The sequence below is a fragment of the Streptomyces sp. NPDC050164 genome, assembly GCF_044459945.1.
GTDB lineage: Bacteria > Actinomycetota > Actinomycetes > Streptomycetales > Streptomycetaceae > Streptomyces > Streptomyces coeruleorubidus_A.
In genome coordinates, this window is the sequence record NZ_JBITJK010000029.1 from 81,494 (window position 1) to 107,542 (window position 26,049).

Here is a 26,049-nt window from a genome sequence, read left to right on the forward strand (position 1 = left end):
AGCGCTCCCACGCGCGCTCCCGCACCCCCACGGAACGAGCACCGCAACCCCCACACTCGAAAGAAGGAGATCATGAATTGTCATGGTCATGTTCGTAGAGTCCGCTCCCGCCTGACGCTCGCCCTGAGTGTCCTGGTCGCCGCGCTGCTCAGCCTCATCCCCTGGAGCGGCACCGCCGTCGCCCACGGCTCGGTCGTCGACCCGGCATCCCGCAACTACGGCTGCTGGCTGCGCTGGGGCAGCGACTTCCAGAACCCCGCGATGGCCCAGCAGGACCCCATGTGCTGGCAGGCGTGGCAGGACAACCCCAACGCCATGTGGAACTGGAACGGCCTGTACCGCAACGGCTCCGGCGGCAACTTCCAGGCCGTGGTCCCCGACGGCCAGCTGTGCAGCGGCGGACGCGCCGAGGGCGGCCGGTACAACTCCCTGGACACGGTGGGCGCCTGGAAGATGACCGACATCTCCGGCAACTTCACCGTGAAGCTGTACGACCAGGCCAGCCACGGCGCCGACTACTTCCTGGTGTACGTCACGCGGCAGGGCTTCGACCCCACCACCCAGCCGCTGACCTGGAACGACCTCCGGCTCGTCGCGAGCACCGGCAAGTACGCGCCCAGCCAGAACTACGAGATCCCCGTGAGCACTTCGGGCCTGAGTGGCCGGCACGTCGTGTACACGATCTGGCAGGCGTCGCACATGGACCAGACCTACTTCCTGTGCAGTGACGTGAACTTCCGCTGACCTGCGCCTCCCCGCCGGACCGTGAGTCCGGCGGGGTCCGGGTGTTTCGCGGCCTCATGAGAGTTCTCCGAAAATTTTCGAGGTACTTGAACACACCGGTGCTCCCGTACGTATGGGGCGAGGGGATTTTCATGCCCGGTTCGCCACAAGCGCAGGAGAGCACCCTTGGGACGCAACACGCGAAGACGCCCCTCCGGACCACGACGCGCGACCTTCGCCGCATTCGCACTGATCCTCGGCGGAGGAGGCCTGATGGCCGCGAACGTCTACGCCTCCGCGACCGACGGCGGTTCGGACGGTGACGTCGCTCAGACGCGGTCCGGTACGGGGGTCCGGACCGCGGGCGCCACGATCGACTGCCCGGACGTCGGCAGCGAGCTGACCTCGGTCCCCGAGCGGGCGCGGGGGGAGGTCGACAAGGAACTCGCCCTCCTGGACGAGCAGATCGCCAAGGCCTACCAGCGGCTGAGCGAGTCGGCGCAGCAGGTGCGGCAGGACTCGGGCTTCGCCGACAACGTGATCATGAACCCGCTGAAGGACAAGCGGACCGCGACGATCGAGCGCATCGCGATCGCCATCGACCGCGCGGGGGACCGGCCCGACGGGCTCGAGGCCCTCGCCGCCTGCACCGTACGGGACTCCGGCAACCAGGCCCCCGCGCAGGGCGAAGGCCAGGACGGCAACGACGACCAGCAGCCCGGCCAGGAGCAGGAGCAGGAGCAGGGCGGCAACGGCGGACAGGCGGGCAACGGCCCCGTCGCCGCCGACTTCGCGCCCATCACCAGCGTCCAGCCCGACGCGGGCAGCCCCCGCCAGGGGAGCAAAGCCTCCCGGGGCTCCTTCGTCACCGACTGCGGAGTGAACGAGAACGGCCTGTTCAACTCCGACAACATCATCGCCGCCCCGGGCGTCACCAACGGCGCCCACCACTTCCACGACTACATCGGAAACCGGGCCAACAACGCCTTCGCCAGCGACCAGGACCTCGCGAACGCCGAGACGAGCTGCGTCGACCAGGGCGACAAGTCCTCCTACTACTGGCCCGTGCTGCGCCTCCAGAACGGCACCCAGGAGCAGGACGCCAACTCGCCCGGCGGCGGCATCGAGGGCAACGCCGGCGAGATCGTCACGCCGAAGCAGGTCACGCTGACCTTCGTGGGGAACCCGCGCGGCGAGGTCACCGCGATGCCGCGGCTGCTGCGCATCATCACCGGCGACGCCAAGTCGTTCGTCAACGGCCCGGCCAACGCCAACGCCTCCTGGAGCTGCACCGGGTTCGAGGACCGGCAGCTGAAGGACAAGTACCCGCTGTGCCCGCAGGGCAGCGACGTGGTGCGCACCTTCAAGTTCCAGAGCTGCTGGGACGGCCGCAATATCGACAGCGCCAACCATCGTACGCACGTGGCCTTCACGGACGCCGCCGGCGACTGCCCGACCGGCTTCCGGCCCATTCCGCAGCTGGTCCAGCGCATCGTCTACGACGTCGACGCGCCGAGCCTCGAGGACGGCGGCCGTACGACACCGCTGTTCGCGGTGGACTCCTTCCCGGAGCAGCTGCACAAGCCGGTCACGGACCACGGCGACTTCATCAACGTCTTCGACGAGGACCTGATGCAGGAGATGGCCGACTGCATCAACGACGGCCGCAAGTGCGCCGCCGGAGCGGAAGCCGAGCCGGACGACAATCCGGAAGAGGAGCCGCAGGAACAGCCGACGAAGACCCCTGAGGCCCCGCAGGAGCAGCCCACGCGCACTCCGGACGCCCCGCAGGGCGGCAACGCGGGCGGAAAGCCCGGCGACACGGGTGACGGCGACGGCGGGAAGGGCGAGGCCGCCAGGCCGCCGACGGCGGACAAGCCGGCCCCCGAGCCGGAGCAGGGCGGCTCGCCCACGGCCGCGCCGCGCACCGACGAACCGGAGGTGTTCGCGACGCCCACGCCCGAACGGGGGACCGCGAACACCGGTCAGCAGGGCGGCACGAAGGACGACGCCGGCGAAGACGCGGACGGGGACGGACTCGGCCAGTCCCAGGCCGTCGGAACGGAGACCAGCGCCGCTCCCACCCCGTCGCTCCCGTCCCGGACCGAGCCCCAGGCGGTCGGCAGCGGCGGCCTCGCCGACACCGGCGCCCAGCTCTGGCCGGCCGCGGCAGGCGCCGTCCTGGTCATCGCGGGCTTCGTCGTCCTCCGCCGCGTCAGGCGAGGCTGAGACGACGGCACGGGCACGACCGGCAAACGGCGGCGGGATCCGGACCGGCTCCGGGTCCCGCCGGACCTTCGTATGTTCGACTCGAACCAGGCCGGTGCCTGGGTAGCCGCCGTTGGCGATCACGGTGGTGCGGCCGACCACCACTACGAGTCGGGTGTCGGCATCGAGGACGGCCTGGTGGTTGGTGGAGTATCGGTAGGTCTTGGAGCGTTCGGCGACGTCATGATTGCTGACACGCCGTGCAACCGTTTGCTGATCGCAGCTGTCATAGGGACATGACGACGCCCTCCTTGCCTTCCCTCGTGCTGCGTGGCAGCAGTTCCACCGCCCGCTTCGGGGACGGCTTGGACTATGTGCAGTGGGAACAAGACGGGCAGGTGACGCGGATCCCGCTGGAGGCCATCGAAGATGTCCGCGGCCTGGGCCGCGCGGTCGAGGTCATGCTGACGACCGCGCAGGCCGACCGTCCTGCTTCCGTGTACGCGGTCCACGATGCCAGCGCCGCCGCCGTGGCCATGTTCTGCGCAGCCGTGCATGCCCGCCTGCCGGAGAGAGCACCCGGAGGGCCGCGCGTCGACGGCGAAGATCTGGTCACCGCCGTCTCCGAGGTGAGGCCCCGGAGGCCGTCGAGGCGCGTTCTCCTCGTTGCCGCCGCGATCGCCGTCTTCGCCGTGATCGATGTGACGGTGGGGGTGCTCCGTGAGCCGGGGTGGCTGGTCGCACTGCCGTTCGTCCAGCTCTTCGCGTGCGCCGGAGCGTTCATGGTGCTCACGTTGGGACGCGGCCTGTACGACGGGCTGCGCCTGCCGAAGCACGGCATCACGGTGATGGCCGAACTCGACCACTACACCAACAACACGAAGGTGTATCGCTACACGGACCACAACGGCGGGCTGCACTTCTACCAGGACTCGACCGGCGGGGAGCAGCTGGAACTCAGTTACGACCCGTGCAACCCCAGCCGCGCCGCCGCCCCCCTGTCCCTCTATCTCCAGGTCGGGATGGCGCTGATGACAGTCGTCGGCCTCGGTATGGCCTGCGGCGGGCTCGGGCTCACCGGTTACCAGTTCGTCGTCGCGTTGCGTGGCTGACACCGGACTCTGCGTTTGCGGGACAGCCTTCAGCGCGATGGTTTCTCAGTCCCACCAGAAGAACCAGGCACCCGCCGGGACCTGCCGGGAGGCGACCTCGGGGGGCAGTAGGCGTAGTGCTCGATCGCGACCCGTGCTGTCTCGAACGGGTCTGACGGGGGGCGCTCGACCGACAGCAGCACCAACCCGGGCCGTCCCGGCGGCCGAGCCTTCGGCACGGCGTCGGGCCAAGTCTTCGAGGTCGCGGGCGGCGGCCTGATGTTCTTGGGGCGGCTTGAACCACTGTGCTTCCTTGAGGAGCGCGTCCGCCTGCGACTCCAGCAGTACGTCGATGCCCGCCCGCTTCCCGTCCCGTCCGCCTCTGGATACTTCCGCCCATTCCCATTGGGTCGGCGAGGTATGGGTCATAAAAGGCCACAACCCCATGGATCCGTATCGCTCACGGGCGCGGCGCCACGTGTCGAGACCCGCGTCCGGCTCACACCGGAAGCCGAGCAGGACGCCGCCTGTCGGCGTTCGAACTCGGCGTACCTCCTCCGCGCGCACCCAGCTCTGCAGCAAGCACGTCCATGGGATCGCCCCGCATCGTTCTTTTCCCTCCCGCCGACGGCCACCGGCTCCCACGCACTCCTGTCACGCGGCACGATCTCATCGACGTGACCCGCGCAGCAGTGCGGGACGCGTTGCGGCGAGCACCCGCGGCGGTGACGGACCTGGTGAGGACCCGGGGAGGCGCGGGACGAGACACAGCTGTGGGCAGCGAGCCGTGACGGCACCCCGCAGCCGGTGGATCGCGCCGTGGCTCTTGACCCGTCCGGCGGCCGTGAACCGGCGGGTGCGGCGTGGGACATGACCTCTCCGTTAGCGTGGGCCTCAGCAGGACACTGCGGCGAAGGGACAAGCCCATGCGGGTGGGAGTACTGACCGGAGGCCGTGACTGCCCCGGTCTCAACGCGGTCATCCGCGGCATCGTCCGCAAGGGCGTGCAGGAGTACGGCTACGAGTTCGTCGGGCTCCGGGACGGCTGGCTCGGTGCGCTGCAGGGCGACACGGTTCCACTCGGCATCCCGGCGGTGCGCGGCATCCTGCCCCGCGGCGGCACCATCCTCGGCTCCTCGCGCACCGATCCGTTCAGGCAGGAGGACGGCGCCCGCCGCATCAGGGACACCCTCGAAATGCGGGAGATCGACGGGCTCGTCGTGATCGGCGGCGCGGACACCCTGGGCGTGGCCGCGCGCCTGTGGGAGGAGCACGGCGTGCCGTGCGTCGGCGTACCGAAGACGATCGACAACGACATGTCCGCCACGGATCGCACCCTCGGCTTCGACACCGCGGTCAACACCGCCACGGCGGCGATCGACCGACTGCACACCACCGCCGAGTCCCACATGCGCGTGCTCGTCGTCGAGGTGATGGGGCGCAACGCCGGCTGGATCGCGGTCCACTCGGGCCTGGCGGGCGGCGCGAACGTCATTCTCATCCCCGAGCAGCCCTTCGACCTCGACCAGGTGTGCGCCTGGGTGACGTCCCGCTTCCGGGCCTCCTACGCCCCGATCGTGGTCGTCGCCGAGGGCGCCCGGCCGAAGGAGGGCCACCTGGTGCTCAGGACCGACTCGCCGGCCTCTCCCGGACCGGTGCACCTCTCCGGCGTCGGGGAGTGGCTCGCCGGTGAGATCGAGAAACGCACCGGCAAGGAGGCTCGTACCACGGTCCTCGGGCACGTGCAGCGCGGCGGCTCGCCCAGCCCCTTCGACCGCTGGCTGGCCACCCGCTTCGGCCTGCACGCCATCGACTGCGTGCGCGAACGTGACTTCGGCACGATGGTCGCCCTGCGCGGCACCGACATCGTCCGCGTCCCGATCGCACAGGCCACGGCCCGGCTGAAGACGGTGGACCCGAGGCTGTACGACGAGGTCGGGGTGTTCTTCGGCTGAGCCGCGGCCCACAGGACGACGCCGGGCTCGCCCGCGCGTCCCGGAGAGCCGGGAGCAACCCGTCTTGGCGAACACCCTCTACGCCCTCGCGGTCGCCGCCGGCTGCGCCCCACTGGTCGGCCGACGCGGCGGACCCGACAGGGTGAGCGATTACGCGAGAGGGCCCGCGGGCGAGCCGGTGCCGGTCCCAGTCGGCCAGGCCCTGCTGGATGAGGGCCAGGGAGGCCCGGGCCGGCCGCCGATCACGAACTGCCGGTGCCTGCTCTGCATGCCGGACATGGCCGTGATCCCGCTCCACGTGGTTGTGGATGGATCGCCGTCACCGGCACCGCGAAGGTTCCGGGGTGCAGCATCGCCTTCGACACCGAGACACCGGCCGATATCGTCACCGCCGTCGTGACGCGCATGTTGACCGTCGGTGATCTCAGCAGCACGACAGGTTCCAGGGGCTCAGTGCGCCAAGTCGTCGGGAGGATCTCGACATACCCGTCGGTTCCGTTCACACGGATCCGCTGCCCGTCCCGGATCAGCTGCGTGGCGTGCTCCACCCCCGACGACGGCCGGCAGGCCGTATTCCCGTGCGATCACCGCGCCGTGGGTCATCAGGCCCGCGATCGCGACGAAGAGGGGCGACCAGCTGGGGTCCGTGTGAGCAGTGACCAGGATGTCGCCCGGTTCGAGATCGGCCTGCGCCAGGTCCAGGATGACCCGGGCCCGCCCTTCGAGGGGCTTCATGGCGTCGGTCATCATCTGCTGATGACCGACGGAGAGATAGACGTGGTTGGCTCGGTCACCCACCTCCGGGATGGGGAACAGCGTGGTGATCGGCCGGCTCTGCACGATCTGGAAGCCGTCGTCGACCAGACACCGTTCGATGTCCTGGGGGCAGCCGAAGTGCGCTTCGATCCGCCGGGACTCTCCGCGCCGCGTCCCCGCAACCCCTACGTCGACAACAACACGCCCACTTCGCGAACCTGACATCTCGTCAGGTTCTGGCCCTGGCCGACCATTCTGCGGCGCGATGCGGGCCTTGCCGCAAGCCCCCCGGTGCGCTGTACGTTGAGAGTGGCAAGGAGTGGCGAACTCTCCTTGCCCTTTTGTCATCCAGCCGCCAGCGGCGCACGCACCGTGGAGGCAGAGGCGTCACTGCCGCCCCGGTCCTCCTGGGTCGCCCGGTCACCCCCACACACACTTCGGCCGCCGCCGAACCGCGCACCCTCTAGCGTGATCCCATGAATCTCACCAGGAACGACACACGCGGCGGTGCCGTCGGCGGAGCGGCACTGTGACGCCGGGCGAGATGGCGGCCGTGCTCCTGGCCGGTACGGGCGCGGGCGCCGTCAACGCCGTCGTCGGCTCGGGAACGCTGATCACCTTCCCGGTGCTGCTCGCCACCGGCCTGCCCCCGGTCACCGCCACGGTGTCCAACGGGCTCGGCCTGGTCCCCGGCTCCATCAGCGCGGCCATCGGCTACCGCGAGGAACTCCGCGGGCAGCGACGCCGCGTCCTGCTGCTCGGCATCGGTGCCGTACTGGGCGGCCTCGCGGGCGCGGTCCTGCTGCTGACCCTGCCCGAATCGGCCTTCGATCGGATCGTGCCGGTCCTCGTGAGCCTCGCCCTAGCCCTGGTCGCCTGCCAGCCGCTGATCGCCAAGAGGGTGCGCCGCCGTCGCCCGGCAGGCGGTCCCGCCCGTCGTGACGGCGGCCCGCTGCTGTTCACGGGCCTGACGCTCGCCAGCGTCTACGGCGGCTACTTCTCCGCCGCGCAGGGCATCATCTACGTCTCCTTGATGGGCATGCTGCTCGACGACACGCTCCAGCGGCTCAACGCCGTGAAGAACGTGCTGGCCGCTATCGTCAACACCGTCGCCGCCGTGCTCTTCGTCTTCTTCGCGGAGTTCGACTGGACGGCCGTCCTGCTCATCGCCGCCGGGTCCGCACTGGGTGGCCTGATCGGAGCCAGGACGGGCCGCCGCTTCAGCCCCGCCGTCCTGCGTACGCTGATCGTGTCGGTCGGCACCGTCGCACTCGTCCACCTGGTGCTCCACTGACCGCCACCACCGCCGTGCGCGGGCCGCACCCGGCCCGCCCTTCGGGCTCACCGGCCGCGTCAGCGCCCCGGACCCCAGGGCGACGCCGAGGCCGACCAGCGCGCTGCCCGCCGCCTGCCCGAGACCGTAGGAGCCCGTGCCGACGAGCGGTGCGGTGCAGGCCGCCGCGACCGGGATGAGACCGGAGAAGAGGGTGGCGCGTTCCGCGCCGATCCGCTGCATGCCCATGTACCAGCACACGAAGCCGACCACCGTGACCACCACCGCCTGCCACAGCAGCGCGGAGGTCTCGACGGCGTCCGGACGCCGCAGCCACCCGGAGCCGTCGACCAGCAGCCCGGCCGCCGCCGACTCCAGCGCGGCGACCGCGCACACCGTGGCCGACAGCAGCCGCGGGCCAAGGGGTCGCAGCACGGGTACGGCGAGCACGGCGAACCCGACCTCCCCCGCCAGGGCGCACACGGAGAAGGCGATGCCCGCGCCGTCGGTGCGCCCCCAGCCCTGGACGGTGAAGGCACCGACGGCCACGAGCAACGCCCCGTACAGCACCGCCCGTTGGGGCCTGCGACCGTCCAGCAGGGGCACGAGCACGGCGACCACCACCGGCGCACAACCCACGAACACGCCCGGCACCGCCGGCTCCGCCGTGCGCTCCGCGGCGATGACGGCGAGGTTGAAACCGACCATGCCGACCGCTGCGAGCAGGGCGAGCCGGACCCACTGACGGAGTGTCAGCGCCCGCAGCCGGGTGGTCGCGCCCTTCCCGGCCAGCGGCACGAGCAGCAGACAGGCCAGCCCGTAGCGCAGGAACTGGCCGCCCGCGTACGGGTAGTCGCCCAGGACGCTGTTGGCCGTGAAGGATCCTCCGACGAGGATGCAGGCGAGCGCGGCGAGAAGAGCTCCCCGCGTGGTGGTGGCGTTCATGCCCGCGACGCTAGGCAGCCCGGCGGCCCGGTTGGAGGTCCACTTCCGTGACGCCTTGACGGACCAATCCACCGCCGGGCTGCGCACGCCCGGCGGTCAGCCGGTGTGGTAGCTGTCGCCGTAGACCTTCCAGTCCAGCGGCGGGTCGAGGTCGAGGCTGCGCTTGCGCAGGAAGGCACGCTGCGCCGTGTCGACCCTGCTGGTGTCGCTGTGCGCCTCCTCCTGCCTCATGGCCCACACGCGTGCGTCCAGGAAGGCGTCGAGGTACGTCACCTCGTCACCGCCCCACGCCGGCGGATTCGCCGTGCGCAGCGCCCGCTTGCGGATGTTGCGGAAGCTGAGGGAGCCGTTGCCGCCGCCGTGCATGACGATGGCGTCGTAGTACGCGAACTGGCCCAGCACCCGCAGCCCGTCCGCCCTCCCCTGCCGGACCGCCGGGCCGAAGTACACCCGGTCGCGCTCGTCGTCCTGTGCCCGCCGGAACTCGGCGTCGCGGGCCGCCCTGCGCCAGTCGCCGGGGAAGCCGGGATCGAGCCCGTCGTGCGAGTCGGAACCGTCGACCCGTCGCAGCGCCGGCAGGTACTTCGCCAGGCGGCTTCAGGAACGGGGCGGCGGCGAGGGCGGCGCCGAACAGCGCCAGAACGGTGCGGCGCGGTGCCGGGGTTGACGGGCGTCTCACGGTGCCTCCAAGCAGGGTGGGGGTTGGAAGAGCCGGCCGTGCAGAACTGATAGGAAGGGTAACTATCGCTGGCGGAGTGCAGGGGAAACAGCCGAGCGGAAAGTTCGTAGGGTCGAACAAGCCTCACGGCCGGCTCGGCTCCCCGAGGGCGACTTCCGCAGCCGCCGTCTCCACGGCTGGGCGACCCCGCGGGAACCATGAGCCCGCTTCGTGCGTCAACTCTTTACCCAGGTAGGCCGATCGGTCTCAGAGACCAGCCGGAGAGGGGAATCGCCGTGGACGACGCGACGCAGCGGAGCAGCGAGTCGGAGGCCGCAACACGCCAGGCCCGCTTCGGGACGCTGCCGGAGCCGGTGCGCCTGGAGGACATGGTCGAAGAGCGCGCCGCCAGCACGCCCGACCCCGCGCGCACCGCCTACAACCAGGACGAGTGGCTCGTGCGCTACTGCTTGTGAGACGCCGAGGACGCTATGAGCGGCTCCGCGCATCCAGGCCGCGCAGCCACCGCACGACGTCGTCGGCGTCCTGGGCGCGGGCGATGTCGAGCGGGGTCCTGTCGTCGTAGCCGCACCAGTCGATGTCGGCGCCGTGCCGGTGGAGGTACTGCGCGGTGGGCAGGTGACCGCCGTGGCAGGCGCCCCAGAAGGCGCTGGTGATCTCCTCGGGCGCGGGCGGCTCCTCGGCCTCGACGTAGGCCTGGACCCGCTCCAGCAGGCCGAGCGTGGCGGCGTCCTGGAGGGTGGTGCGGGCGCCGTGCTCGACGAGCCGGTGCGCGGCACGCCACTGGCCGAAGGCGCGGGCGTCGGCGAGCGGTGTGCCGCCGGCGATCACCGCTCCGGGGGCTTCGATGTCGGCCCCGGCGGCGATGAGCGCGTCCAGGACGGGCACGTCGTTGTTGCTCGCCGCCCAGTGCAGCGGCGTCTCCTCGTGCGCACCGCCGAAGCGGGCGTTGGGATCGGCCCCGGCGTCGACCAGGGCGGCGACGACCTCGGGCCCATGGGGGTAGTGACCGGGCCAGTCGGTCGCGATGTGCAGCAGACTGCGCGTGCCCTTGCCGTCCTCGCCGTGCTCGGTGATGCGGACGGTGGCCAGACCGGGATGCTCTGCGAGGAACTGCCGCAGTCCGGGGAGATCACCGCCCCGGATCGCTTCGGTGACGGCGACGGCCAGTGGATCCTGCGAGGTGAGCGTCTGCAAGGCCGGCCTCCCGGTCGCCGTCGAGGGCCTCCGATTCTGCCAGCACGGCACCATGCCTTGCCACGCCCTTCGGCACCGCACGCCCTTCCGCGGCCCGGCCGGATGACGTGCCCCCACGCCCGTGAGGCGTAGCGTCCGGGCAAAAGCGGGAGAACACCATGCCCGGGAGCAACGAGCCGCCCGGGAGCGCCGGTTCGCTGGACGGCGCCCTCGGGTGGCCCCGGCCGACGCCGTGGCCGGAGTACGTCGACGTGACCCTGGACGCAGGCGACGGACCTGGAACGGCTCATCGACAGGCTCGTCCACCACACGACACCCACCGGACAGCACGCCGACGACATCACGGCTACTCCTGCGGGCCGCCCGCCCCGACGGCGGCCCGGCGTGAGGCCCCGCCCCGGCCGCCCGGGTCAGGCCCTGCCCGGGGCGTCAGTGCGGACGCGCCGGGCGACGTCGCGCAGCTTGATGTTGTGGTGCTGGGAGATGCGCCGCAGCACGTCGAAGGCCTCGTCCTCGTTCAGCCGGTGGCGTTCCATGAGGATCCCCATGGCCTCCCCGATGGCGTGCCGGGTCTCCAGGGCGTGCTCGAGCTGGTCGACGGTGCGGGCGGTGGCCAGCGCGACGGCGGCATGGGAGGCGAGCAGCCAGCCCGCGGCCTCGATGTCCTTGCCGAAGGCCCCCGGCCGGCGTGAGTAGAGGTTGAGCGCGCCGAATTCCTCCTGGCCGGTGTAGAGCAGCACACCGGTCATGCTGCCGATCCCGAGGTCGCGGGCCGCCTTGGAGAACCGCGGCCAGGACGGCTGCGGCTCGGTCATGTCGGCGATGCGGAACAACCGCTCGCCGTCCACGCGCCGGGCCGCGTCGAAGCACGGCCCCTCGCCCAGCTCGCCCTGCAACCGGTCGGACTCCTCGACCATGTCGCCGCACACGGAGAGCGTCACGGCCCGGCCCTTGGACACCGCCAGGATCCCGGCCGCGTCACAGCCCTCGACCAGCTTCACAGCGGCTGTCGAGATCTCGTCCAGCGTCGACTGCACCGAGTCCTGCGCCACCAGATCCCGGGCGAGCATCGCCATCTGCTCGGCGTACCGCTGCCAGTCCACCGCCACCACCGCCTCGCTCGCCCGTCCCGCCCACCGTACCCCGCGCCGCGCCGTCGACGCCGGTCGCGTGAGGCGAGGTACCTGCGAAAAACCGGGGCGGGGCGCGAGGGCACCCCGGTAGCCCGTTCGCTCAGCGATACGCCGTCAGCAGCAGCGCCACGTCGTCGGGCCGCTCCCGGGCGCGGCGTGCCGTTCGCACCAGGCGGTCGGCGAGTCGGTCCACCGAGTCCGCCGGGGTGTCGGCAAGGCAGCGGCGGACCTCCTCGATACCCGTCCCGATGTCGCTGCCGGGCTCCTCCACGAGCCCGTCGGTGTACAGGACGAGGACGCTGCCGGGAGCCAGCGTGAGCGCCGTTACGGGATAGACCGCGTCGGGCTGCACGCCCAGCATGACGCCGCCCGCGAGATCCAGCGTCTCCGCGTGCCCGTCGGGGTGGCGCAGCAGCGGCGGGGGATGCCCGGCCCGCACGGCGAACGCACGCCCCGTACGCGGATCCAGCTCGATGTAGCAGCAGGTGGCGCAGACGTCCGCGTCCAGCTCGGCCAGGTGCCGGTTGGTGTGCGCGATGACCTCCTGCGGCGGCCGCTCGCTCGCGGCGAAGGCGTGCACGGCACTGCGCAGCTGGCCCATCACCGCGGCGGCGCCGACACTGTGACCCTCGACGTCCCCGATCACCAGGGCCACCCCACGCCCCGTGGTGATCACGTCGTACCAGTCGCCGCCGATGGCCATGCCCTGGGTGCCGGGCAGATAGCGCCCGGTGGTGCGCAGCCCCTCGACGGCGGGCAGCCGGTGCGGCAGCAGCCCCTCCTGAAGACCGCGGGCGACGGCGGACTCGGCGTCGTAGAGCCGCGCCCGCTCCAGCGCCTGCGCGACCAGACCGCTCAGCGCGGTGAGCGCGGAACGCTCGTCGGCGGTGAACCGGCGCGGGGCGTCCCAGCCGAGGATGCACGAGCCGACGGGATGCCCGGAGGCGATCAGCGGCAGGAACGACCAGGCGCTCATACGGTCCAGGGTGATGCCCGGGTAGGCGACGGAGAGGTCCTCGGGCGACTCGAAGAAGAGCGGCAGCCGCGTGGTCAGCGCGTGCACGCCGGGCAGCTGCGTGTCGAGGGTGACACCTTCGAACGGGGTGAGGAAGCCCTCCGGGTAGCCCGACTCCCACAGCAGGTACATCCGGCCGTCGCGGACCGTGTACAGGGCGAGCTCCCGGACGCCGAACGCGGGCAGCAGCTGCTCGGACACGGCCCGGCAGACGTCCTCGACGGTGACCGCCTGGGTGAGCACGCTCGCCATCTGCACCACGTGGTAGAGCGCTCCGGCACGCGCCGCGGCGACCGGCCCGGGCGGCGGTGCGGCAGCCGCGGCCCCCGGTACGGGACCGGCGGCGGAGCCGGCCTCGCGCGCCGCCTCGGCCCCGGTCGGCGGGCCGGTCGGATGGACCCGGCCCGTCAGTCCGTGCACATCCGGGTACAGCACGAAGCTCAGCCAGTTCCCGGCGGGATGCCGCACGAGGAACGACACCTGCTCCTGCGACAGCATCGCCGCCCGGTAGCGGTCCTCGTACGCGGGATCCCGGAGCCAGGTGATCACCTCCCACGGATAGCGGCCCAGGAGCGCCTCCCGGCCGCCGCCCAGTAGCTCCTCGCAGCGGCGGTTGGCGTACGTCAGGCGGCCGTCCTGGTCCAGGGAGAAGAGACCGTCGGGCAGCCGCTCGGCGGCCTCGGCCGCGGTGAGCCCGCTGACCGCGTCGACGAGGGCCGCCACCAGGATCCGGCCGGAACTCGTGCCACCGCGCCCGAGATGCCCCCACAGCTCGACGGGCCGGTAGCCGGCCTCCTCGTCACCCGCGGAGTCGTCCCGCACCCGGAAGTGCCGGGATCCGACCCGGCCGAGCGTGAGCGCGTCGTGCCGGCTCGCCCGCAGTTCGTGCAGGTCGTCGGGGCTGACACGGGCCTCGATGTCCGCGATCGTGCCGCCGAAGTCCGCCCGGCCGATGCCGAGGAGGGCGAGGGCCTCGTCGTCCGCGGAGCACCGGCCGTTGTCCAGGTCCCAGTCGATGAGCCCGACCCGGACGGGGTGGACGGCGGGCGTGGGAAGCCGCGCGCCGACCGGTTCGTCGTCGTACTCGATCGAGGACGCGGCGGAGCCCGCGCCCGCCCGGTCGGCGGCGAGGCGGGTGAGACGCTCCTCCATGGCCTGTCCGGCGGGGCGCAGCGCCGGCTCCACCGCCTCCGCGTCCATCGGCGACCGGGCGGCCGAACGCAGCACGACCAGGACGCCCACGGGCTCCCCGCCGACCCGGACGGGCTGGTAGGCCGAGCCGAAGGAGTACGGCAGCCCGGCGGTGAAGTGCGGGAAGCGCAGCATGGTGGCCCGCTCGTCGGGCAGCCACAGGGTCTCGCCCCGCCGGTAGGCCGCCGCCATGGGCAGCGCACCGCCCACCGGCACCCGCCACCAGGTCCTCAGCAGCGACCGGGGCACCCCGGTCACCATCGCGAGCACGAGCGAACGCCGGTCGCGGGAGCGCAGGTAGACCAGTCCGCCGTAGCCCCCGAGGTCCCGTACGGCCTCGATCAGCGGAGCGGTCAGGGCATCCTCGATCCGGCCGGTGTCCCCGGTCCGGACCCGGCCGTCACCACCGCCCCGGCTCCGGCCCTCGGGTGACCGCGGCCCGTCCGGTACGGCGGTTGCCTCATCCATCTCGCGTCCTCCCGGTACGGACGCACCGGACCCCATCGCTCCCCACCAGGATGTGCCATCGTCGGCGGTCCGGCGCGGTGGGGTGCAACCTTTCGGACCCGTCGACCGTCTCACCCCATATCAGCAACATGTGAGCCTTGGGGGCGGTAATGGTACGAATCAGAACAGCATGCGCGACTCTCGCGCTCGTGGGCGCCACGGTGGGCGTGGCGGCGGTCCCGGCCGGTGCCGCACCGGTCGCCACCCCTCAGGCAGCCGCCCAGGCCACGACCTGCCCGACCGGCTGGGGGAGCCTGCCCAAGACCGACACCAGCGCCACGCTCGCGCCGGTGAAGGACATCCGGACCGGCCGTCACGCCTGCTTCGACCGGATGGTCATCGACCTGCCCGGCGGGGGCAGCGACGTCGGCTACTCCGTCCGCTACGTCGACCAGCTCCACCAGGACGGATCGGGCCGGCACATCCCCGTGGCCGGCGGAGCCGTCCTCGAGGTACGGGTGGCCGCGCCCGCCTACGACCCGGAGACCGGCGCCGCCACGTATCCCGGCCGGGTGGCGCGCCCGCTGCCGGGCGTGGACCTCACCGGCTACCGCACCTTCCGGGACACCAGGTTCGCCGGCAGCTTCGAGGGCGAGACCCAGGTCGGGCTCGGCGTCCGCGCCCGGCTGCCCTTCCGGGTGTTGCAGCTCGACGGCCGCGTCATCGTGGACGTCGCCCACAGCTGGAGCGGCACGAGCTGACCGCGGTGCGCCCGGTTCCGCGGAGCCGGGCGCCCGGACGGGCCGGTCTCAGTGACCGCGCAGCCGCCCCATTTCCTCCAGTGTCCGCGCCGCCGCGCCGGCCAGGCGGGGCCGGTTGCGGACGAAGCGACGGGCGGCCCGCGCGGGCTCCCGGCCCAGCCAGTGGACGGCCCCGCCCGGCACCGGCCGTATCACCACCCCCTCGTACACCCGCAGGTCACGGGTCTTGAGGGATTCCTTGTAGCGGGCCGGACCGCTCCCCAGATCGACCGTCTCGACGCCGTCGGCCGCCGCGGCCTCCAGCATCCTCAGCTGGAGCACGAGGCCGGGGGAGTACTTGGCGTAGTCGCGGTCGTACGCCGGGAACCACCAGGACAGCACCGTGCGCGAGCGCAGACCGAAGTGCGCGGCCACGGGCCGGTTGGCCGCGTACAGCACGGACAGCACGCCACGGCACTCCGGATCCTCGCTCCGCCCGAGCAGCCCCACCAGCCGGGTGATCCACTCCTGCGCGAACCGGTCGCGCCGGCCGGTCCGCCGGTACTGCGCCGACTTCCATTCCATCAGCGCCCGCAGGGCGTCCGGATCCCGGGCGTCGTATACGAACCGCACCTCGCCGACCTGCCGGGCCAGCTTGCGCTCCTTGGCCAGGGTCTGTCTGAGGAAGCTCGGCGACTTCGCCCGCAGCCGCTCCGTGTACCGCTCGAACCCCTCGCCGATGTCGATGACCGGGGACGCGAGCTCCTCGACCGCGTGGGGTTCGAACACCCCCTGGCCGGCTTCGAGGTTGTCGAACTCCCAGGACGACAGCGCGCAGGACCTCAGTAACCTGCGGGCGTCGAGCCGGATCCCGGGGCGCAGCACGGCCCCCTGACTGTCGGACACGCCGAGCCCGATGGCCCGGCCCTGCCCCAGGGGGCCCCTCTCGTACGGGAAGAATCCGACCGGGGAGCCGTCGTCCTGCAACACCGCCACTCTGGCCGCGGGCCTGACCTGTCCCACGGCCGTGGTGAACGCCGGGTCGAGAAAAGGATTCGCCGGGGCTCCGGACTCCGTCCGTATCTCCCGCCACATCTTCTGGTCGGTCGGGCTCAGTTCGTCCGGCTTCAGAATCAGAACGCGCTTTCCGGGCAACTCTGCCTCCTGTGTCATCGTCATGGGGACACACGAAGGCCTGCACATCACCGCGTACCGGCACCAGGCAGTACTCGGGCCGCACGGCGCAGGCCCTGGTCGGTACCGCCGTCACTCAGCAGCGGAACGTCTGTAACTCGACGGCGTCCGGGGCGGATGCGACCGCCTCCGGACGCCGGGCCGTGCCCGCCGCTCGGACGTCCGTACCACCTCGGTCCACCACGGGCGCACCGCTCACCACGGCGCCCACCCGGGCCGCTGCCGCCGCCCTCGGCGTCCGTGCCGCCTGCTGCCGGACCGACGGCTCCTCCTCGTACGGACAGGGCTCCCCGGCGCTTTCGGCCTTGGGTGTTTCGCCGCCCGTCCTTTCGCCCCTGGGCCTTTCGCCGCCGGCCCCTTCGGCCTCGGCCCCTTCGCCCCTGGCCCCTTCGGTCCCGGCGTCCGAAGCCGCCCCCGGCTGCACCGCATCCACGGCATCCACCGCATCCACCGCCGCCGTGACCGCGGCCTCAGCCGTGCGCCCGCCCTGCGTGAGCCCCGGCACGGCGAGATGCAGCAACAGCAGGCACGCCACCAGGCCCACCGCCGCTGCCCAACGTCGCCGCACCATCAGACCCCTGACCTGCGTCTCGGTGGGGGAGGACGGAGCGATTCGGCCCACCGGGCCGGCACCGGACCAGACCCCCGACACGGCCGGCTGCGCCTTCCAGTAGGCCGAGCCCATCCCGCCCCGTCAAGCCCTTGTGAGCCGATTCGCCCCGCTCGGCCACTTGCTGCCGAATTCCAACGGAAAGCGCTGTCGACGACTCTCCTTGGGCACCAGGTCAGCGGCCGCCCGGCACGCTCAGCACCTCGCCCGCCTTCGGTGCCCGGATGTCGAGCGGTTCGTCGAAGGCGCTGAAGGACGTGGTGGTGTGCTGCGCGGCACTCTTGTAGACCGTCCTGAGCAGGTACGGCTTGCCTTCGGCGGCCACGTAGAAGGTGTACGTCCCCTCCTTGTCCGCCTTGTCGGTCACGATCAGCTCGACGGCCTTCGTGCCCTCGACGCGGGCGGAGCCGCCTTTGCGCGCGGTGCCGAACGAGTCGAAGGGCCGTTCGCAGGAGGCGAGACCGTCACCGCCCCTGCCGGCCGGATCCACCGGCGTCTTCACCCACAGCCTCTGCTCGCCGGTGAGGCCCGGATAGCTCTTCCACTTCTGCAGGTAGGCCCGGTTCGGCCGGACGTAGTCGGTCCCGCCGAGCCGGATCTGCTCCAGGGCGCTGCCCCCGGACCACGTGGTCCGGGATCTGCACCGGCTGTCGAGGTCGGTCACGAGGCGGTTGGTGACCGAACCGCCGCTCGTCGTGCGGTTGGTGATGTCGACGGTGACGGAGTTCAGCTTCCGCATCGTCGCGTTGGCCTCGTCGAGGACGTCGCCTGCGGACTTCTCCTCGCCGGTGCCGCCGGCGCCGCACCCGGTCAGGGCGGCGCCCGCCAGCAGGCATGCGAGCGCGGTCGTCGTCACGGTGGCCCTGGCCTGCACGAAGTCCCCCTGTTGGTCGTGTCGCCGGTGATCGGCTTGGTCGTGTCGTCCGGTGATCGGCACGGGAGCCTACCCGCCCGCCGGGTTCAGACCGCGCCGCCGGTCTCACGGACCAACTCGATCGCCCTGCCGAGGGTGTTGAGCCGCTCATCGAGGCTCTCCCCGGCCGGGTAGAGGCGGACCGTGTCCACCCCGCCGTCCCGCCAGACGCGCAGCCGCCGCCGCACCATCTCCTCCGTGCCGATGAGCGTGGTGGCCAGCACCATCTCATCGGTCACCAGACCGGCCGCGCCGTCCCGGTCGCCCGCCTGCCAGCGCTCCCGTACCTCCGCCGCGACCTCGGCCCAGCCCTGCCGGCTGTAGGCCCGGTTGTAGAAGTTGGCCGACGCGGAGCCCATGCCGCCCAGGCTGAAGGCGAGTTCCTTCTTCCGGCCCGCGACCATGGCGCGCAGCGCCTCTTCGTCCTGGGCGAACGCGACCTCGGCGCCCTGGCAGACGTCGAAGCCGGCGCGGCTGCGGCCGGCAGCGGCCAGCCCTTCGTCCAGCGGAGCGAAGTAGGCGTCCGCCGCGCCCTCCGGTACGAAGCTGGTGCCGAGCCAGCCGTCCGCGACCTGGCCGGTCAGTCGCAGCATGGCGGGCGACAGCGCGGCCAGATAGACGGGCACGGCGTGCTCGGCCCGCATGGACAGGCGCATCGGCACCGCCTCCCCGCCGGGCAGCGGAATCTTGAACTCCGAGCCAGAGTAGGAGATTCTGCCGCTCGCGAGCACCTGCCGCACGATCTCCACGGTCTCGCGCACGCGAGCCAGGGGACGGGCGAACGGCACTCCGTGGAGGCCCTCCATCACCTGCGGACCGGACGGGCCGAGACCGAGCAGGAAACGCCCGCCGGACAGGTTGGACAGGGTGATCGCCGTCTGCGCGAGAGCCACCGGCGTGCGGGTCCCGACCTGCATGACCGCCGAGCCCAGCAGCATCCGTTTCGTACGGGCCGCGTAGAAACCCAGGGCGGAGGGGGCGTCGGAGCCCCACGCCTCGGCCACCCAGCAGATGTCGAGCCCCAGTTTCTCGGCCTCGACGACGAAGTCGGCCTGCCGGGACCAGGAGCCGAGGCCCGACGCCTCGACGGTCGTCGCCGTCCGCATCACGCCTGAGCCCACTGCCGGATGCGCTCCAGCGCGGCGGTCATGCCGCGCTCGAACTCCCGCAACCTCACGAACACGATCTTCTGCTCCTTCTCCGGCATGGCGTCGATCGCGAAGGAGAGCCCGGAGCGCCCGGGGCCCATGCGCATCCACTGCGACAGCTCGGTCCCGCCGTTCCTGGGCGTGAGGCCGAACCGCCAGACGGCACCGGGCTCGTCCGGATCCCCGACCGCCCAGGAGAACACCCGTCCGGGCTCGCACGCGACGACCGTGGAGGTCGACTCCCACTCGCCGAACGCCTCGTGCCTGTTCCGCCCGACGAACCGGGCCCCGACCGCGGGACCATTGGCCCCGTCGACCCACCGCACCGACTGCAACTCCTCGCTCAGCTCGGGCATGCGCGTCACGTCCGACACCAGCGCCCACACCCGCCCCGGCGGGGCGGCGATCCACGTCGTCACCTCGACCGTCGGTCTGTCCGCGTACCGCGCGCCCGTCCACTCCATCGCGTGCCGGCCTCCTCGACAGGGACTGTGGCAGCAGAGTTGCGTAATAAGACTCACCAGGCCAAGAGGGAGTGCGGAGTCGCTGTCGACAGCGGCCGCGCCGGTGAGCGCCGATGTGCCCCGGGGCGCGGAACCGCGCTCGCAAGGGCCGCGTACGCTACCGATGGCTCCGCCCCGGAAGATCGTCACGTCTGACGTGCCACACGGCAGGGGAGCCATCAGGGATGGCAGTGGCCATGCCGATCTGTCGGCGGGCACCATGTTTCACGGCCGGGCGCGGTCTGGAAGGCCCGCCCGCGCCTTCGAGCGGAGGGACTTCATGGGATCGGCGATGAGCGAGCGGTATCACCGCCGGCAGAGATGGGCGGCCAGGGGGGCCCTGGCCGCGGTCGCGCTGGCGGCGTTGCTGCCCCTGGTGACCGGCGGTCTGAAAGGACTGCTGCTGCTCGCGGCCGGCCTGGCGGGACTCGCCCTGACCGCGGCGGCACTCTGGTGGGTCCTGTCCCGCCGGGGACCGGCCCGCACGGCGTCGGGCGCACTGGCCGTCGTCACCCCCGTCGCCGTCATCACCCTCTTCGCCGCCGCGAATCTCCTCTGGGTGGTCTTCGCGTCCCTGCTGCTGTGGTGCCTGGCGGTCTGGAGCGGCCGCTACGCCCTGCGCAGCACGGGCCTGCGGCCGGTACGGGTCAAGGAGTACCGCACGCCACCGCCGAAGCGCCCCTTCCTCCTGCTCAACCCCCGCTCCGGCGGCGGCAAGGTCGGGAAGTTCGGCCTCAAGGAGAAGGCCGAGGCGCTGGGCGCACAGGTCGTCCTCCTCCTCGACCCGGAGAAGCACCAGGACGTCTCGGCGCTGGCCAGGGCCGCCGTGGCCGACGGAGCCGACCTGCTCGGCGTCGCGGGCGGCGACGGCACGCAGGCTCTGGTCGCCGCCGTCGCGGCGGAACACGGCCTGCCGTTCCTCGTCATCTCGGCCGGCACGCGCAACCACTTCGCCATGGACCTGGGCCTGGACCGCGACGATCCGTCCACGTGCCTCGACGCCCTCACCGACGGGGTCGAACTCCGCGTCGACCTCGGCTTCGCCGACGACCGGCCCTTCGTCAACAACGCGTCGTTCGGCGTGTACGGGGCCGTCGTCCAGAGCCCGGGCTATCGCGAGGACAAGGTCGGCGCGGCGCTGGAGCGGCTGCCCGAGCTGCTCACCCGGCAGAGCGGCCCGCGGCTGACGGCGGGCGCCGACGGCACCACCATCGCCGACCCGCAGGCCGTGCTGGTGAGCAACAACCCGTACCGCATGGACGATCCGTTCGGCTTCGGCCGGCGCGAGCGCCTCGACTCCGGAAAGCTGGGCGTGCTCGCCGTCCGCGTCGACAGCGCCGTGGAAGCGGCCGAACTCCTGCTGGCCCCGCGCCCGGAGGGGCTCACGGTGCTCACCGCCCAGCATGTGGTCGTCGAAGCCGACGCACCGCACCTGGAGGTCGGCCTCGACGGCGAAGCCCTCACCCTGCCCTCTCCCGTCCACTGCCGCATCGCCCGCCGTGCCCTGCGCGTCCGGGTGCCCCGCAACCGCCCAGGCGTCCCCGAGGCGCCACCCCGCCTGGACTGGCGCCGGCTCCGCAAGCTGGCGGCGGCGGTCGGCCGTACCGCCGCACCCTCGCGCTCCTGGCGCACCTGAGCACGGCCCCCGGCCGCCGTCCCCAAGGGAGGCATCACCGACCCCCGTCACCACGCGCGATTGCCTTGCAGGCACGCGCGGTCACCGTCTTCCTGCCGGACGACTCACGCGCCGCCGGTCATGGGGTGGGGGCGATCAGCGAGGCGGCGGATACCGCGCTGGACGAGATGCGGCCTGGTCCAGCTGCTCGCGGACTCACCGCCGGAGACCGTCGCCGCGCCCCTCCCGCAGCCGTCGCTGCGCCACCTGGAACGGCTGACAGGGGAGTCCGAGGCGGCGGGCTGCCCGGTCACGCTCACGGTGACCGGGCCGGTCGCGGAGCTGCCGCCCGCCGTGCAGGTCTCGGCGTACCGCGTCGTGCAGGAGGCGCTGTCGAACGTACGCAAGCACGCCGGCGCCGTCCCCGTGCGAGTCGGACTGGCCTGCCGGGACGGCCGGTTGACCGTCACGGTGGAGAACGCCGCGCCCGCCGCGGACCGCCGCCCGATGCCCGGCTCCGGGCTCGGGCTGATCGGCATGCGCGAGCGCGCCGCGCTGTTCGGCGGCACGCTCCGCGCGGAACCGGGCCGGGCGGCGGCTGGCGCGTCGTGGCCACGTTCCGGCCGCGGGACGGCAGCCCATACGTGCCCGCCGACGGCTCGTACGCGCCGGAGGACGGCCGATGACGCCGCCGGTGCGGGTGCTGACCGTGGACGACCAGGAGCTGGTCAGGACGGCGCTGCGGGTGATGCTGCGGCGGCGCACGGATGTGGAGGTGGTGGGCGAGGCGGCGGACGGCGCGCGGGCCGTCGAGGCCGCGTACGAACTCCGCCCGGACGTGGTGCTGATGGACGTACGGATGCCCGGCATGACCGGGGTGGAGGCGACCGCGCGGATCCTCCGGGGCTGGCCGCACCCCGGCCCGCGACCGCGCGTGCTGGTGCTGACGACGTTCGACCTGGACGAGTACGTGCACGCCGCGCTGCGCGCCGGGGCCGGCGGGTTCCTGCTGAAGAACACCACGCCGGAGCTGCTGGTCGAGGCGATCGGAGTGGTCGCGGCGGGCGAGGCGATGCTCGCGCCGACGGTCACGCGGCGGCTGATCCGGACGTTCTCCGACCTGCCGCCGCCGCTGTTGTCCGGCGTGCGGCCCCGGCCGTCACCGGCCGACGGGTCGCCCGGCGGGCCGGGCGACCCACTGGAAGCGCTCACCCGGCGCGAACGGGACGTCGCGGAACTGGTCGCCCGCGGGCTCTCGAACGCGCGGATCGCCGGGTCGCTCGGCCTCAGCGAAGCCGGTGTGAAGAGCACCGTCAACCGCATCCTGACCAGGCTCGGACTGGAGAACCGCGTACAGATCGCGATCCTCGTGCTCGCGGCCGAACCCGCGACGGAACAGGGCGACGGCTAGGGCGCTTTCCTTTGAACCACTAGGCGCCCTTCGGCCCCGCCTGCTGCACCACCTCGAACGACCAGAGCGTCGAGTCGCTCGCCGCGGGCTTGGGGCGCTCGCCTCCCTCGCCGCCGCCCTGGTGCGCGGCCTTCATCGGTCCTTCCATCCAGGCCTGGAACGCCGCCTCGTCACGCCACCGGGTGTAGACGAGGTAGGTCTCGGTGCCCTCCACCGGGCGGAGGAGCTCGAACCACTCGAACCCGTCGGAGCTCTCCACGGTGTGCGCGCGGGAGGCGAACCGCTTCTCCAGCGTCTCCCGCTGCTCGGCGGGCACGGTCAGCACATTGATCTTGACTACGCTCATGGCCCCATCTTGCCCGATGGCACATCTGCGCAGGCTAAGTCCTACGTCATCGAGTGTTTTGAACGCGTTCAAATATGAGCTAGAGTCACTCCCATACATCGAGGGGGAGTGACATGAAGATCGTGATACCCGGCGGCACCGGGCAGGTCGGCACCGTCCTGAAGCGGGCGCTGAGCGCGGCCGGACATGACGTCGTGGTGCTCAGCAGGCGCCCGCGGCAGCGGGACGAAGTGCACTGGGACGGCGCGACCCCGGGACCGTGGGTGGAGGAGATCGACGGCAGCGACGTCGTGGTCAACCTGGCCGGCCGGAGCGTGAACTGCCGCTACACCCCCGCCAACCTCCGCGAGATGATGGACTCACGGGTCCACTCCGCCCGGGTCGTGGGCGAGGCGATCGCCGCGGCCGCCCGGCCGCCCCGGGTCTGGCTCCAGATGAGCACCGCGACCGTCTACGCCCACCGCTACGACGCGCCCAACGACGAGGCCACCGGTGTGATCGGAGGCACCGAACCCGACGCCCCCGGCTACTGGGCCTACAGCGTCGACATCGCCAAGGCCTGGGAGCGGGAGCAGGAGACGGCCGACACCCCGGACACCCGGAAGGTGGCCCTGCGCGCCGCCATGGTGATGAGCCCGGACAGCGGCGGCGTCTTCGACGTCCTGCTGCGGCTGGCCCGGCTGGGCCTCGGCGGCCCCGTCGCCGGCGGCGCACAGTACGTGTCGTGGATCCACGACCAGGACTTCGTCCGGGCGGTCGAGTTCCTCATCGCCCGGGACGACACCACGGGGCCGGTCAATCTCGCCGCTCCCGCGCCCCTGCCGCACCGCGACTTCATGCGCGCCCTGCGGAGCGCCTGGGGCGTCCCGGTGGGCCTGCCCGCGACGCGCTGGATGGCCGAGGTCGGCGCCTTCGCCCTGCGCTCGGACACCGAACTGCTGCTGAAGAGCCGCCGCGTCGTCCCCGGCCGCCTCCTGGACGCGGGCTTCACCTTCGGCCGTCCCGACTGGCCGGCGGCCGCGGACGACCTCGTACGGCGGTTGCGCAGCCGCGGCGTGCGGTGAGCTGGGTCAGCTCTGCCCCTTGCCCTGTTCCAGGGCCTTGCCGGTCATGTCGGTGACCTGTCCGGCCGGGGGCGCGTCCGCCTCCACCTCGGTGCCGAAGTCGGTGAAGTCCATGACCGTGCGCACCGTCACCCGCTGGGGCGAGGACGAGGCGTCGGTGGAGGACCGTTCCGTCGAGCCCGGAGCGGACTTGAGGCTCATGTCGATCTGCTGACGGCGCATGCGGCCCTCTCCGTCGAGCCACACGTCCATCGGCAGAGTCGGGCCGACCTGCTTCCGCAGCGTGTCTCCGCTGGGCAGCTCGGCGACATCGACGGAGACGCGGTAGTGCGTGGTCCGGACGCCGTCGATCGTGGCCGTGCCCTTCTTCGTCACGTCCTTGTCGGTGATCGCTTTGGCGTAGGCCGCGGACTGCGCCGGATCGCTCATGGACCGGTCGCCCGCGCCCTGCTGTGCGGCGACCTTCCCCAGGTCGATCTTGATCCAGGGCCTGCCGCCCGGCGCCTGCCCCTCGGGCACCTTCTGGTACAGCACCTGATCGACCACCCGCTGCTCGATCCGCTGTCCCTGCACCGTGAGCGTCATGACGCTGTCGCCGTCGTCCAGGTCCACGGCGCCCTGTCCGTTCGCGGTCTGCGAGGCACCCTGGGCCGAGGTCTGCACGCGCAGCCTCACCTTGGCGGTGTCCTCCTCGGCCGTCCTGTCGTAGGCCGAGCGCACCGCCTGCGTGCCCTGCTCTGGTGCGTTGCCTCCGGCCGAGGAACCCCGTGCGCGGTCACCCGTGCCGTCGTCGTCGCCGCAGCCGACCAGCACCGTGCCGGCCAGCACACCGGCGACACCTAAGGCACAGACCTTCCTGCTGTTCCCTGCCCTGCCCATCGAACCAGCTCCTCTCGGGTGTGGTGCGACCCAAGTGCCCATGCCGGGCATGAACACACGTGTGTGCCCGAAGAGTTGGTTTCCGGGAGAATTCCGACGGCCGGTGCGGACCGGTCAGCGGCGGCCGCGGAGCTTGCCCAGCAGCCGCTGGGCCTGGGCCCGCTTGCGAGGATCTGCGGCGGCTCGCCGTGCCTGCTCGACGGCCCGCCGCCCCTGCGGGCTCCGGGTGAACTGCTTGATGCGATTCAGGATGCCGGCCATGATGCACTTCCCTCGTGTTCTGACGTCGTCTTGCCTGTAGCTCGCCTACCCCTTGGACGAGGTGCTCAGCCCTTCGCCCGCCCGGATGGTGCGCGACCGAACGTGTTTGCCGTCGGAGTCAGAGGCAAGTCGGAGTCCATGACCGAAGAGAACAAGCGCACGAATCAGAAGCCGACCACCATACGGACGACCGAGTCCAAGGCCCGCAGCACCGCGGACAAGGTGACCGCGCCGACGACCCGGGCCGCGAAGCGCGCGTCGGCCAAGGCCGATGACGCGGCATCAGCCGTCAAGACCGGCGCCGAACGCTCGGCCGAGACGACGACGGCGGCCGTGCAGACCGCGGCCAGGAGTGTCGAGGCGGGCCGCCAGGCGGTCGTCGCGGCCTCGGGCCACGTCGCCGCCACGGCGAAGACGGCCTGGACGGCGATCGCCCACCGCAAGGGCGTCGCCGCGGGCGTCGGGGCCGGGCTGACCGCCCTGAGCGCCGCGTCGTACGCGGTGGGACGCCGCGCGGAACGCCACACGCACGGCCCGCTCACCCGGCTCACCGGCGGGCGGATCTGACCCGAGGCGGAGGGTGCCCGGCAGGACGCCCACAAGGCCGGAAGGCGGCGCGGCGCAACACCGGGTGTCCCCGGTGGTACGCGGCGCCGCCTCCTCGTGGTGCCTGGCGCGGACCGACGGTCCGCCGGTCCGCCGCGTGGCTTGGCGCACATCCGGCCCTCACAGCGGTGCCCCTCTCGCGCGTC

At 72.2% G+C, this 26,049-nt stretch carries 22 protein-coding genes and 5 pseudogenes; 12 read left to right on the top strand and 15 right to left on the bottom strand.

The annotated features are described in order from the left end of the window. Positions 1–72: 72 nt before the first annotated feature. Both ACIBNA_RS30970 and ACIBNA_RS30975 read left to right on the top strand, forming a co-directional pair. Positions 73–744 carry a lytic polysaccharide monooxygenase gene (locus ACIBNA_RS30970; RefSeq protein ID WP_399168483.1) on the top strand — a complete coding sequence of 224 codons (672 nt, stop codon included), beginning with the start codon at positions 73–75 and terminating at the stop codon, positions 742–744. Positions 745–996: 252 nt separating this feature from the next. Then, positions 997–2,952: a DUF1996 domain-containing protein gene (locus ACIBNA_RS30975; RefSeq protein WP_399168484.1), complete on the top strand. Its 1,956-nt coding sequence runs from the start codon at positions 997–999 to the stop codon at positions 2,950–2,952. 48 nt (positions 2,953–3,000) lie between these two features. Here the strand turns inward: ACIBNA_RS30975 and ACIBNA_RS30980 are convergent. Continuing rightward, positions 3,001–3,180 (bottom strand): annotated as a pseudogene (locus tag ACIBNA_RS30980) (IS5/IS1182 family transposase); the annotation flags it as partial. 47 nt (positions 3,181–3,227) lie between these two features. Here ACIBNA_RS30980 and ACIBNA_RS30985 point away from each other — a divergent pair. Further along, complete coding sequence (locus tag ACIBNA_RS30985) at positions 3,228–4,043, top strand: hypothetical protein (RefSeq protein WP_399168485.1); 816 nt, start codon at positions 3,228–3,230, stop codon at positions 4,041–4,043. A gap of 905 nt (positions 4,044–4,948) precedes the next feature. Beyond that, on the top strand, positions 4,949–5,977 hold the full coding sequence (locus ACIBNA_RS30990; RefSeq protein WP_399168486.1) for a 6-phosphofructokinase: 1,029 nt from the start codon (positions 4,949–4,951) through the stop codon (positions 5,975–5,977). 467 nt (positions 5,978–6,444) lie between these two features. Here the strand turns inward: ACIBNA_RS30990 and ACIBNA_RS30995 are convergent. Next, positions 6,445–6,703 (bottom strand): annotated as a pseudogene (locus tag ACIBNA_RS30995) (PEP-utilizing enzyme); the annotation flags it as partial. Positions 6,704–7,277: 574 nt separating this feature from the next. Here ACIBNA_RS30995 and ACIBNA_RS31000 point away from each other — a divergent pair. Next, complete coding sequence (locus ACIBNA_RS31000) at positions 7,278–8,027, top strand: sulfite exporter TauE/SafE family protein (protein ID WP_399168518.1); 750 nt, start codon at positions 7,278–7,280, stop codon at positions 8,025–8,027. Positions 8,028–8,081: 54 nt separating this feature from the next. On the opposite strand, the pseudogene ACIBNA_RS31005 reads toward ACIBNA_RS31000, so the two are convergent. Together ACIBNA_RS31005 and ACIBNA_RS31010 are read right to left on the bottom strand one after the other, a co-directional pair. Beyond that, positions 8,082–8,951: pseudogene (locus ACIBNA_RS31005) on the bottom strand (EamA family transporter); the annotation flags it as partial. A gap of 96 nt (positions 8,952–9,047) precedes the next feature. Beyond that, positions 9,048–9,542 (bottom strand): annotated as a pseudogene (locus tag ACIBNA_RS31010) (chitosanase); the annotation flags it as partial. A 363-nt stretch (positions 9,543–9,905) separates the two neighbouring features. Here ACIBNA_RS31010 and ACIBNA_RS31015 point away from each other — a divergent pair. Then, complete coding sequence (locus ACIBNA_RS31015; protein WP_399168487.1) at positions 9,906–10,085, top strand: hypothetical protein; 180 nt, start codon at positions 9,906–9,908, stop codon at positions 10,083–10,085. Positions 10,086–10,098: 13 nt separating this feature from the next. Here ACIBNA_RS31015 and ACIBNA_RS31020 read toward each other — a convergent pair whose 3' ends face one another. The 3 genes from ACIBNA_RS31020 to ACIBNA_RS31030 all read right to left on the bottom strand — a co-directional run bounded on the left by ACIBNA_RS31020 (position 10,099) and on the right by ACIBNA_RS31030 (position 14,634). Then, on the bottom strand, positions 10,099–10,827 hold the full coding sequence (locus ACIBNA_RS31020; protein WP_399168488.1) for an ankyrin repeat domain-containing protein: 729 nt from the start codon (positions 10,825–10,827) through the stop codon (positions 10,099–10,101). A gap of 410 nt (positions 10,828–11,237) precedes the next feature. Beyond that, a complete protein-coding gene (locus ACIBNA_RS31025; protein ID WP_399168489.1) occupies positions 11,238–11,930 on the bottom strand; it encodes a GAF and ANTAR domain-containing protein in 693 nt (230 codons plus the stop codon). A gap of 130 nt (positions 11,931–12,060) precedes the next feature. After that, positions 12,061–14,634, bottom strand: coding sequence for a SpoIIE family protein phosphatase (locus tag ACIBNA_RS31030; protein WP_399168490.1), 2,574 nt, complete (start codon positions 14,632–14,634; stop codon positions 12,061–12,063). Positions 14,635–14,783: 149 nt separating this feature from the next. On the opposite strand from ACIBNA_RS31030, the gene ACIBNA_RS31035 reads away from it, so the two are divergent. Beyond that, on the top strand, positions 14,784–15,374 hold the full coding sequence (locus ACIBNA_RS31035) for a hypothetical protein (RefSeq protein WP_399168491.1): 591 nt from the start codon (positions 14,784–14,786) through the stop codon (positions 15,372–15,374). 48 nt (positions 15,375–15,422) lie between these two features. Here the strand turns inward: ACIBNA_RS31035 and ACIBNA_RS31040 are convergent, their stop codons facing one another. The 5 genes from ACIBNA_RS31040 to ACIBNA_RS31060 form a co-directional block, all read right to left on the bottom strand. Further along, the gene (locus ACIBNA_RS31040; protein WP_399168519.1) at positions 15,423–16,526 is read right to left on the bottom strand and encodes a GNAT family N-acetyltransferase; all 1,104 of its coding nucleotides are present in this window, start codon (positions 16,524–16,526) and stop codon (positions 15,423–15,425) included. Between the two features lie 97 nt (positions 16,527–16,623). Further along, on the bottom strand, positions 16,624–17,118 hold the full coding sequence (locus tag ACIBNA_RS31045) for a hypothetical protein (RefSeq protein WP_399168492.1): 495 nt from the start codon (positions 17,116–17,118) through the stop codon (positions 16,624–16,626). Positions 17,119–17,332: 214 nt separating this feature from the next. Then, on the bottom strand, positions 17,333–18,031 hold the full coding sequence (locus ACIBNA_RS31050; protein WP_399168493.1) for a hypothetical protein: 699 nt from the start codon (positions 18,029–18,031) through the stop codon (positions 17,333–17,335). A gap of 86 nt (positions 18,032–18,117) precedes the next feature. Continuing rightward, positions 18,118–19,176: an LLM class flavin-dependent oxidoreductase gene (locus ACIBNA_RS31055; RefSeq protein ID WP_399168494.1), complete on the bottom strand. Its 1,059-nt coding sequence runs from the start codon at positions 19,174–19,176 to the stop codon at positions 18,118–18,120. After that, on the bottom strand, positions 19,176–19,682 hold the full coding sequence (locus ACIBNA_RS31060; protein ID WP_399168495.1) for an SRPBCC family protein: 507 nt from the start codon (positions 19,680–19,682) through the stop codon (positions 19,176–19,178). Before ACIBNA_RS31060 ends, ACIBNA_RS31055 begins: the two co-directional genes overlap by 1 nt. A 319-nt stretch (positions 19,683–20,001) precedes the next feature. Between ACIBNA_RS31060 and ACIBNA_RS31065 the strand changes: the two genes are divergently transcribed. From ACIBNA_RS31065 to ACIBNA_RS31075, 3 genes and pseudogenes are all read left to right on the top strand, one after another. Beyond that, positions 20,002–21,357, top strand: a complete 1,356-nt coding sequence (locus ACIBNA_RS31065) for a diacylglycerol/lipid kinase family protein (RefSeq protein ID WP_399168496.1) — start codon at positions 20,002–20,004, stop codon at positions 21,355–21,357. Between the two features lie 120 nt (positions 21,358–21,477). Continuing rightward, positions 21,478–21,927 (top strand): annotated as a pseudogene (locus ACIBNA_RS31070) (sensor histidine kinase); the annotation flags it as partial. Positions 21,928–22,018: 91 nt separating this feature from the next. Beyond that, positions 22,019–22,747, top strand: a complete 729-nt coding sequence (locus ACIBNA_RS31075; RefSeq protein WP_399168497.1) for a response regulator — start codon at positions 22,019–22,021, stop codon at positions 22,745–22,747. A gap of 19 nt (positions 22,748–22,766) precedes the next feature. Here the strand turns inward: ACIBNA_RS31075 and ACIBNA_RS31080 are convergent, their stop codons facing one another. Continuing rightward, positions 22,767–23,093 (bottom strand): antibiotic biosynthesis monooxygenase family protein, encoded by a 327-nt coding sequence (locus tag ACIBNA_RS31080; RefSeq protein WP_399168498.1) that lies wholly within the window; start codon positions 23,091–23,093, stop codon positions 22,767–22,769. 113 nt (positions 23,094–23,206) lie between these two features. Between ACIBNA_RS31080 and ACIBNA_RS31085 the strand changes: the two genes are divergently transcribed. Continuing rightward, positions 23,207–24,157, top strand: coding sequence for a TIGR01777 family oxidoreductase (locus tag ACIBNA_RS31085; RefSeq protein ID WP_399168499.1), 951 nt, complete (start codon positions 23,207–23,209; stop codon positions 24,155–24,157). 6 nt (positions 24,158–24,163) lie between these two features. On the opposite strand, the gene ACIBNA_RS31090 is transcribed toward ACIBNA_RS31085, so the two are convergent. Together ACIBNA_RS31090 and ACIBNA_RS31095 are read right to left on the bottom strand one after the other, a co-directional pair. Continuing rightward, entirely contained in the window at positions 24,164–25,036 is an 873-nt protein-coding gene (locus tag ACIBNA_RS31090) for a hypothetical protein (RefSeq protein WP_399168500.1), read from the bottom strand. 114 nt (positions 25,037–25,150) lie between these two features. Further along, complete coding sequence (locus ACIBNA_RS31095) at positions 25,151–25,297, bottom strand: hypothetical protein (RefSeq protein WP_356040482.1); 147 nt, start codon at positions 25,295–25,297, stop codon at positions 25,151–25,153. 138 nt (positions 25,298–25,435) lie between these two features. Here ACIBNA_RS31095 and ACIBNA_RS31100 point away from each other — a divergent pair, with 138 nt between their 5' ends. Then, a complete protein-coding gene (locus tag ACIBNA_RS31100) occupies positions 25,436–25,864 on the top strand; it encodes a hypothetical protein (protein ID WP_399168501.1) in 429 nt (142 codons plus the stop codon). The last annotated feature ends 185 nt before the right edge of the window (positions 25,865–26,049 follow it).

Coding starts and splice junctions, on each gene's coding strand:
- ACIBNA_RS31085 (WP_399168499.1), top strand. CDS start 23,207: ATGAAGATCGTGATACCCGGCGGCACCGGGCAGGTCGGCACCGTCCTG.
- ACIBNA_RS31055 (WP_399168494.1), bottom strand. CDS start 19,176: ATGCGGACGGCGACGACCGTCGAGGCGTCGGGCCTCGGCTCCTGGTCC.
- ACIBNA_RS31045 (WP_399168492.1), bottom strand. CDS start 17,118: ATGGTGCGGCGACGTTGGGCAGCGGCGGTGGGCCTGGTGGCGTGCCTG.
- ACIBNA_RS31065 (WP_399168496.1), top strand. CDS start 20,002: ATGGGATCGGCGATGAGCGAGCGGTATCACCGCCGGCAGAGATGGGCG.
- ACIBNA_RS31090 (WP_399168500.1), bottom strand. CDS start 25,036: ATGGGCAGGGCAGGGAACAGCAGGAAGGTCTGTGCCTTAGGTGTCGCC.
- ACIBNA_RS30990 (WP_399168486.1), top strand. CDS start 4,949: ATGCGGGTGGGAGTACTGACCGGAGGCCGTGACTGCCCCGGTCTCAAC.
- ACIBNA_RS31040 (WP_399168519.1), bottom strand. CDS start 16,526: ATGACACAGGAGGCAGAGTTGCCCGGAAAGCGCGTTCTGATTCTGAAG.
- ACIBNA_RS31095 (WP_356040482.1), bottom strand. CDS start 25,297: ATGGCCGGCATCCTGAATCGCATCAAGCAGTTCACCCGGAGCCCGCAG.
- ACIBNA_RS31000 (WP_399168518.1), top strand. CDS start 7,278: ATGGCGGCCGTGCTCCTGGCCGGTACGGGCGCGGGCGCCGTCAACGCC.
- ACIBNA_RS30975 (WP_399168484.1), top strand. CDS start 997: ATGGCCGCGAACGTCTACGCCTCCGCGACCGACGGCGGTTCGGACGGT.
- ACIBNA_RS30970 (WP_399168483.1), top strand. CDS start 73: ATGAATTGTCATGGTCATGTTCGTAGAGTCCGCTCCCGCCTGACGCTC.
- ACIBNA_RS31100 (WP_399168501.1), top strand. CDS start 25,436: ATGACCGAAGAGAACAAGCGCACGAATCAGAAGCCGACCACCATACGG.
- ACIBNA_RS31060 (WP_399168495.1), bottom strand. CDS start 19,682: ATGGAGTGGACGGGCGCGCGGTACGCGGACAGACCGACGGTCGAGGTG.
- ACIBNA_RS31080 (WP_399168498.1), bottom strand. CDS start 23,093: ATGAGCGTAGTCAAGATCAATGTGCTGACCGTGCCCGCCGAGCAGCGG.
- ACIBNA_RS31030 (WP_399168490.1), bottom strand. CDS start 14,634: ATGGATGAGGCAACCGCCGTACCGGACGGGCCGCGGTCACCCGAGGGC.
- ACIBNA_RS31035 (WP_399168491.1), top strand. CDS start 14,784: ATGGTACGAATCAGAACAGCATGCGCGACTCTCGCGCTCGTGGGCGCC.
- ACIBNA_RS31075 (WP_399168497.1), top strand. CDS start 22,019: ATGACGCCGCCGGTGCGGGTGCTGACCGTGGACGACCAGGAGCTGGTC.
- ACIBNA_RS30985 (WP_399168485.1), top strand. CDS start 3,228: ATGACGACGCCCTCCTTGCCTTCCCTCGTGCTGCGTGGCAGCAGTTCC.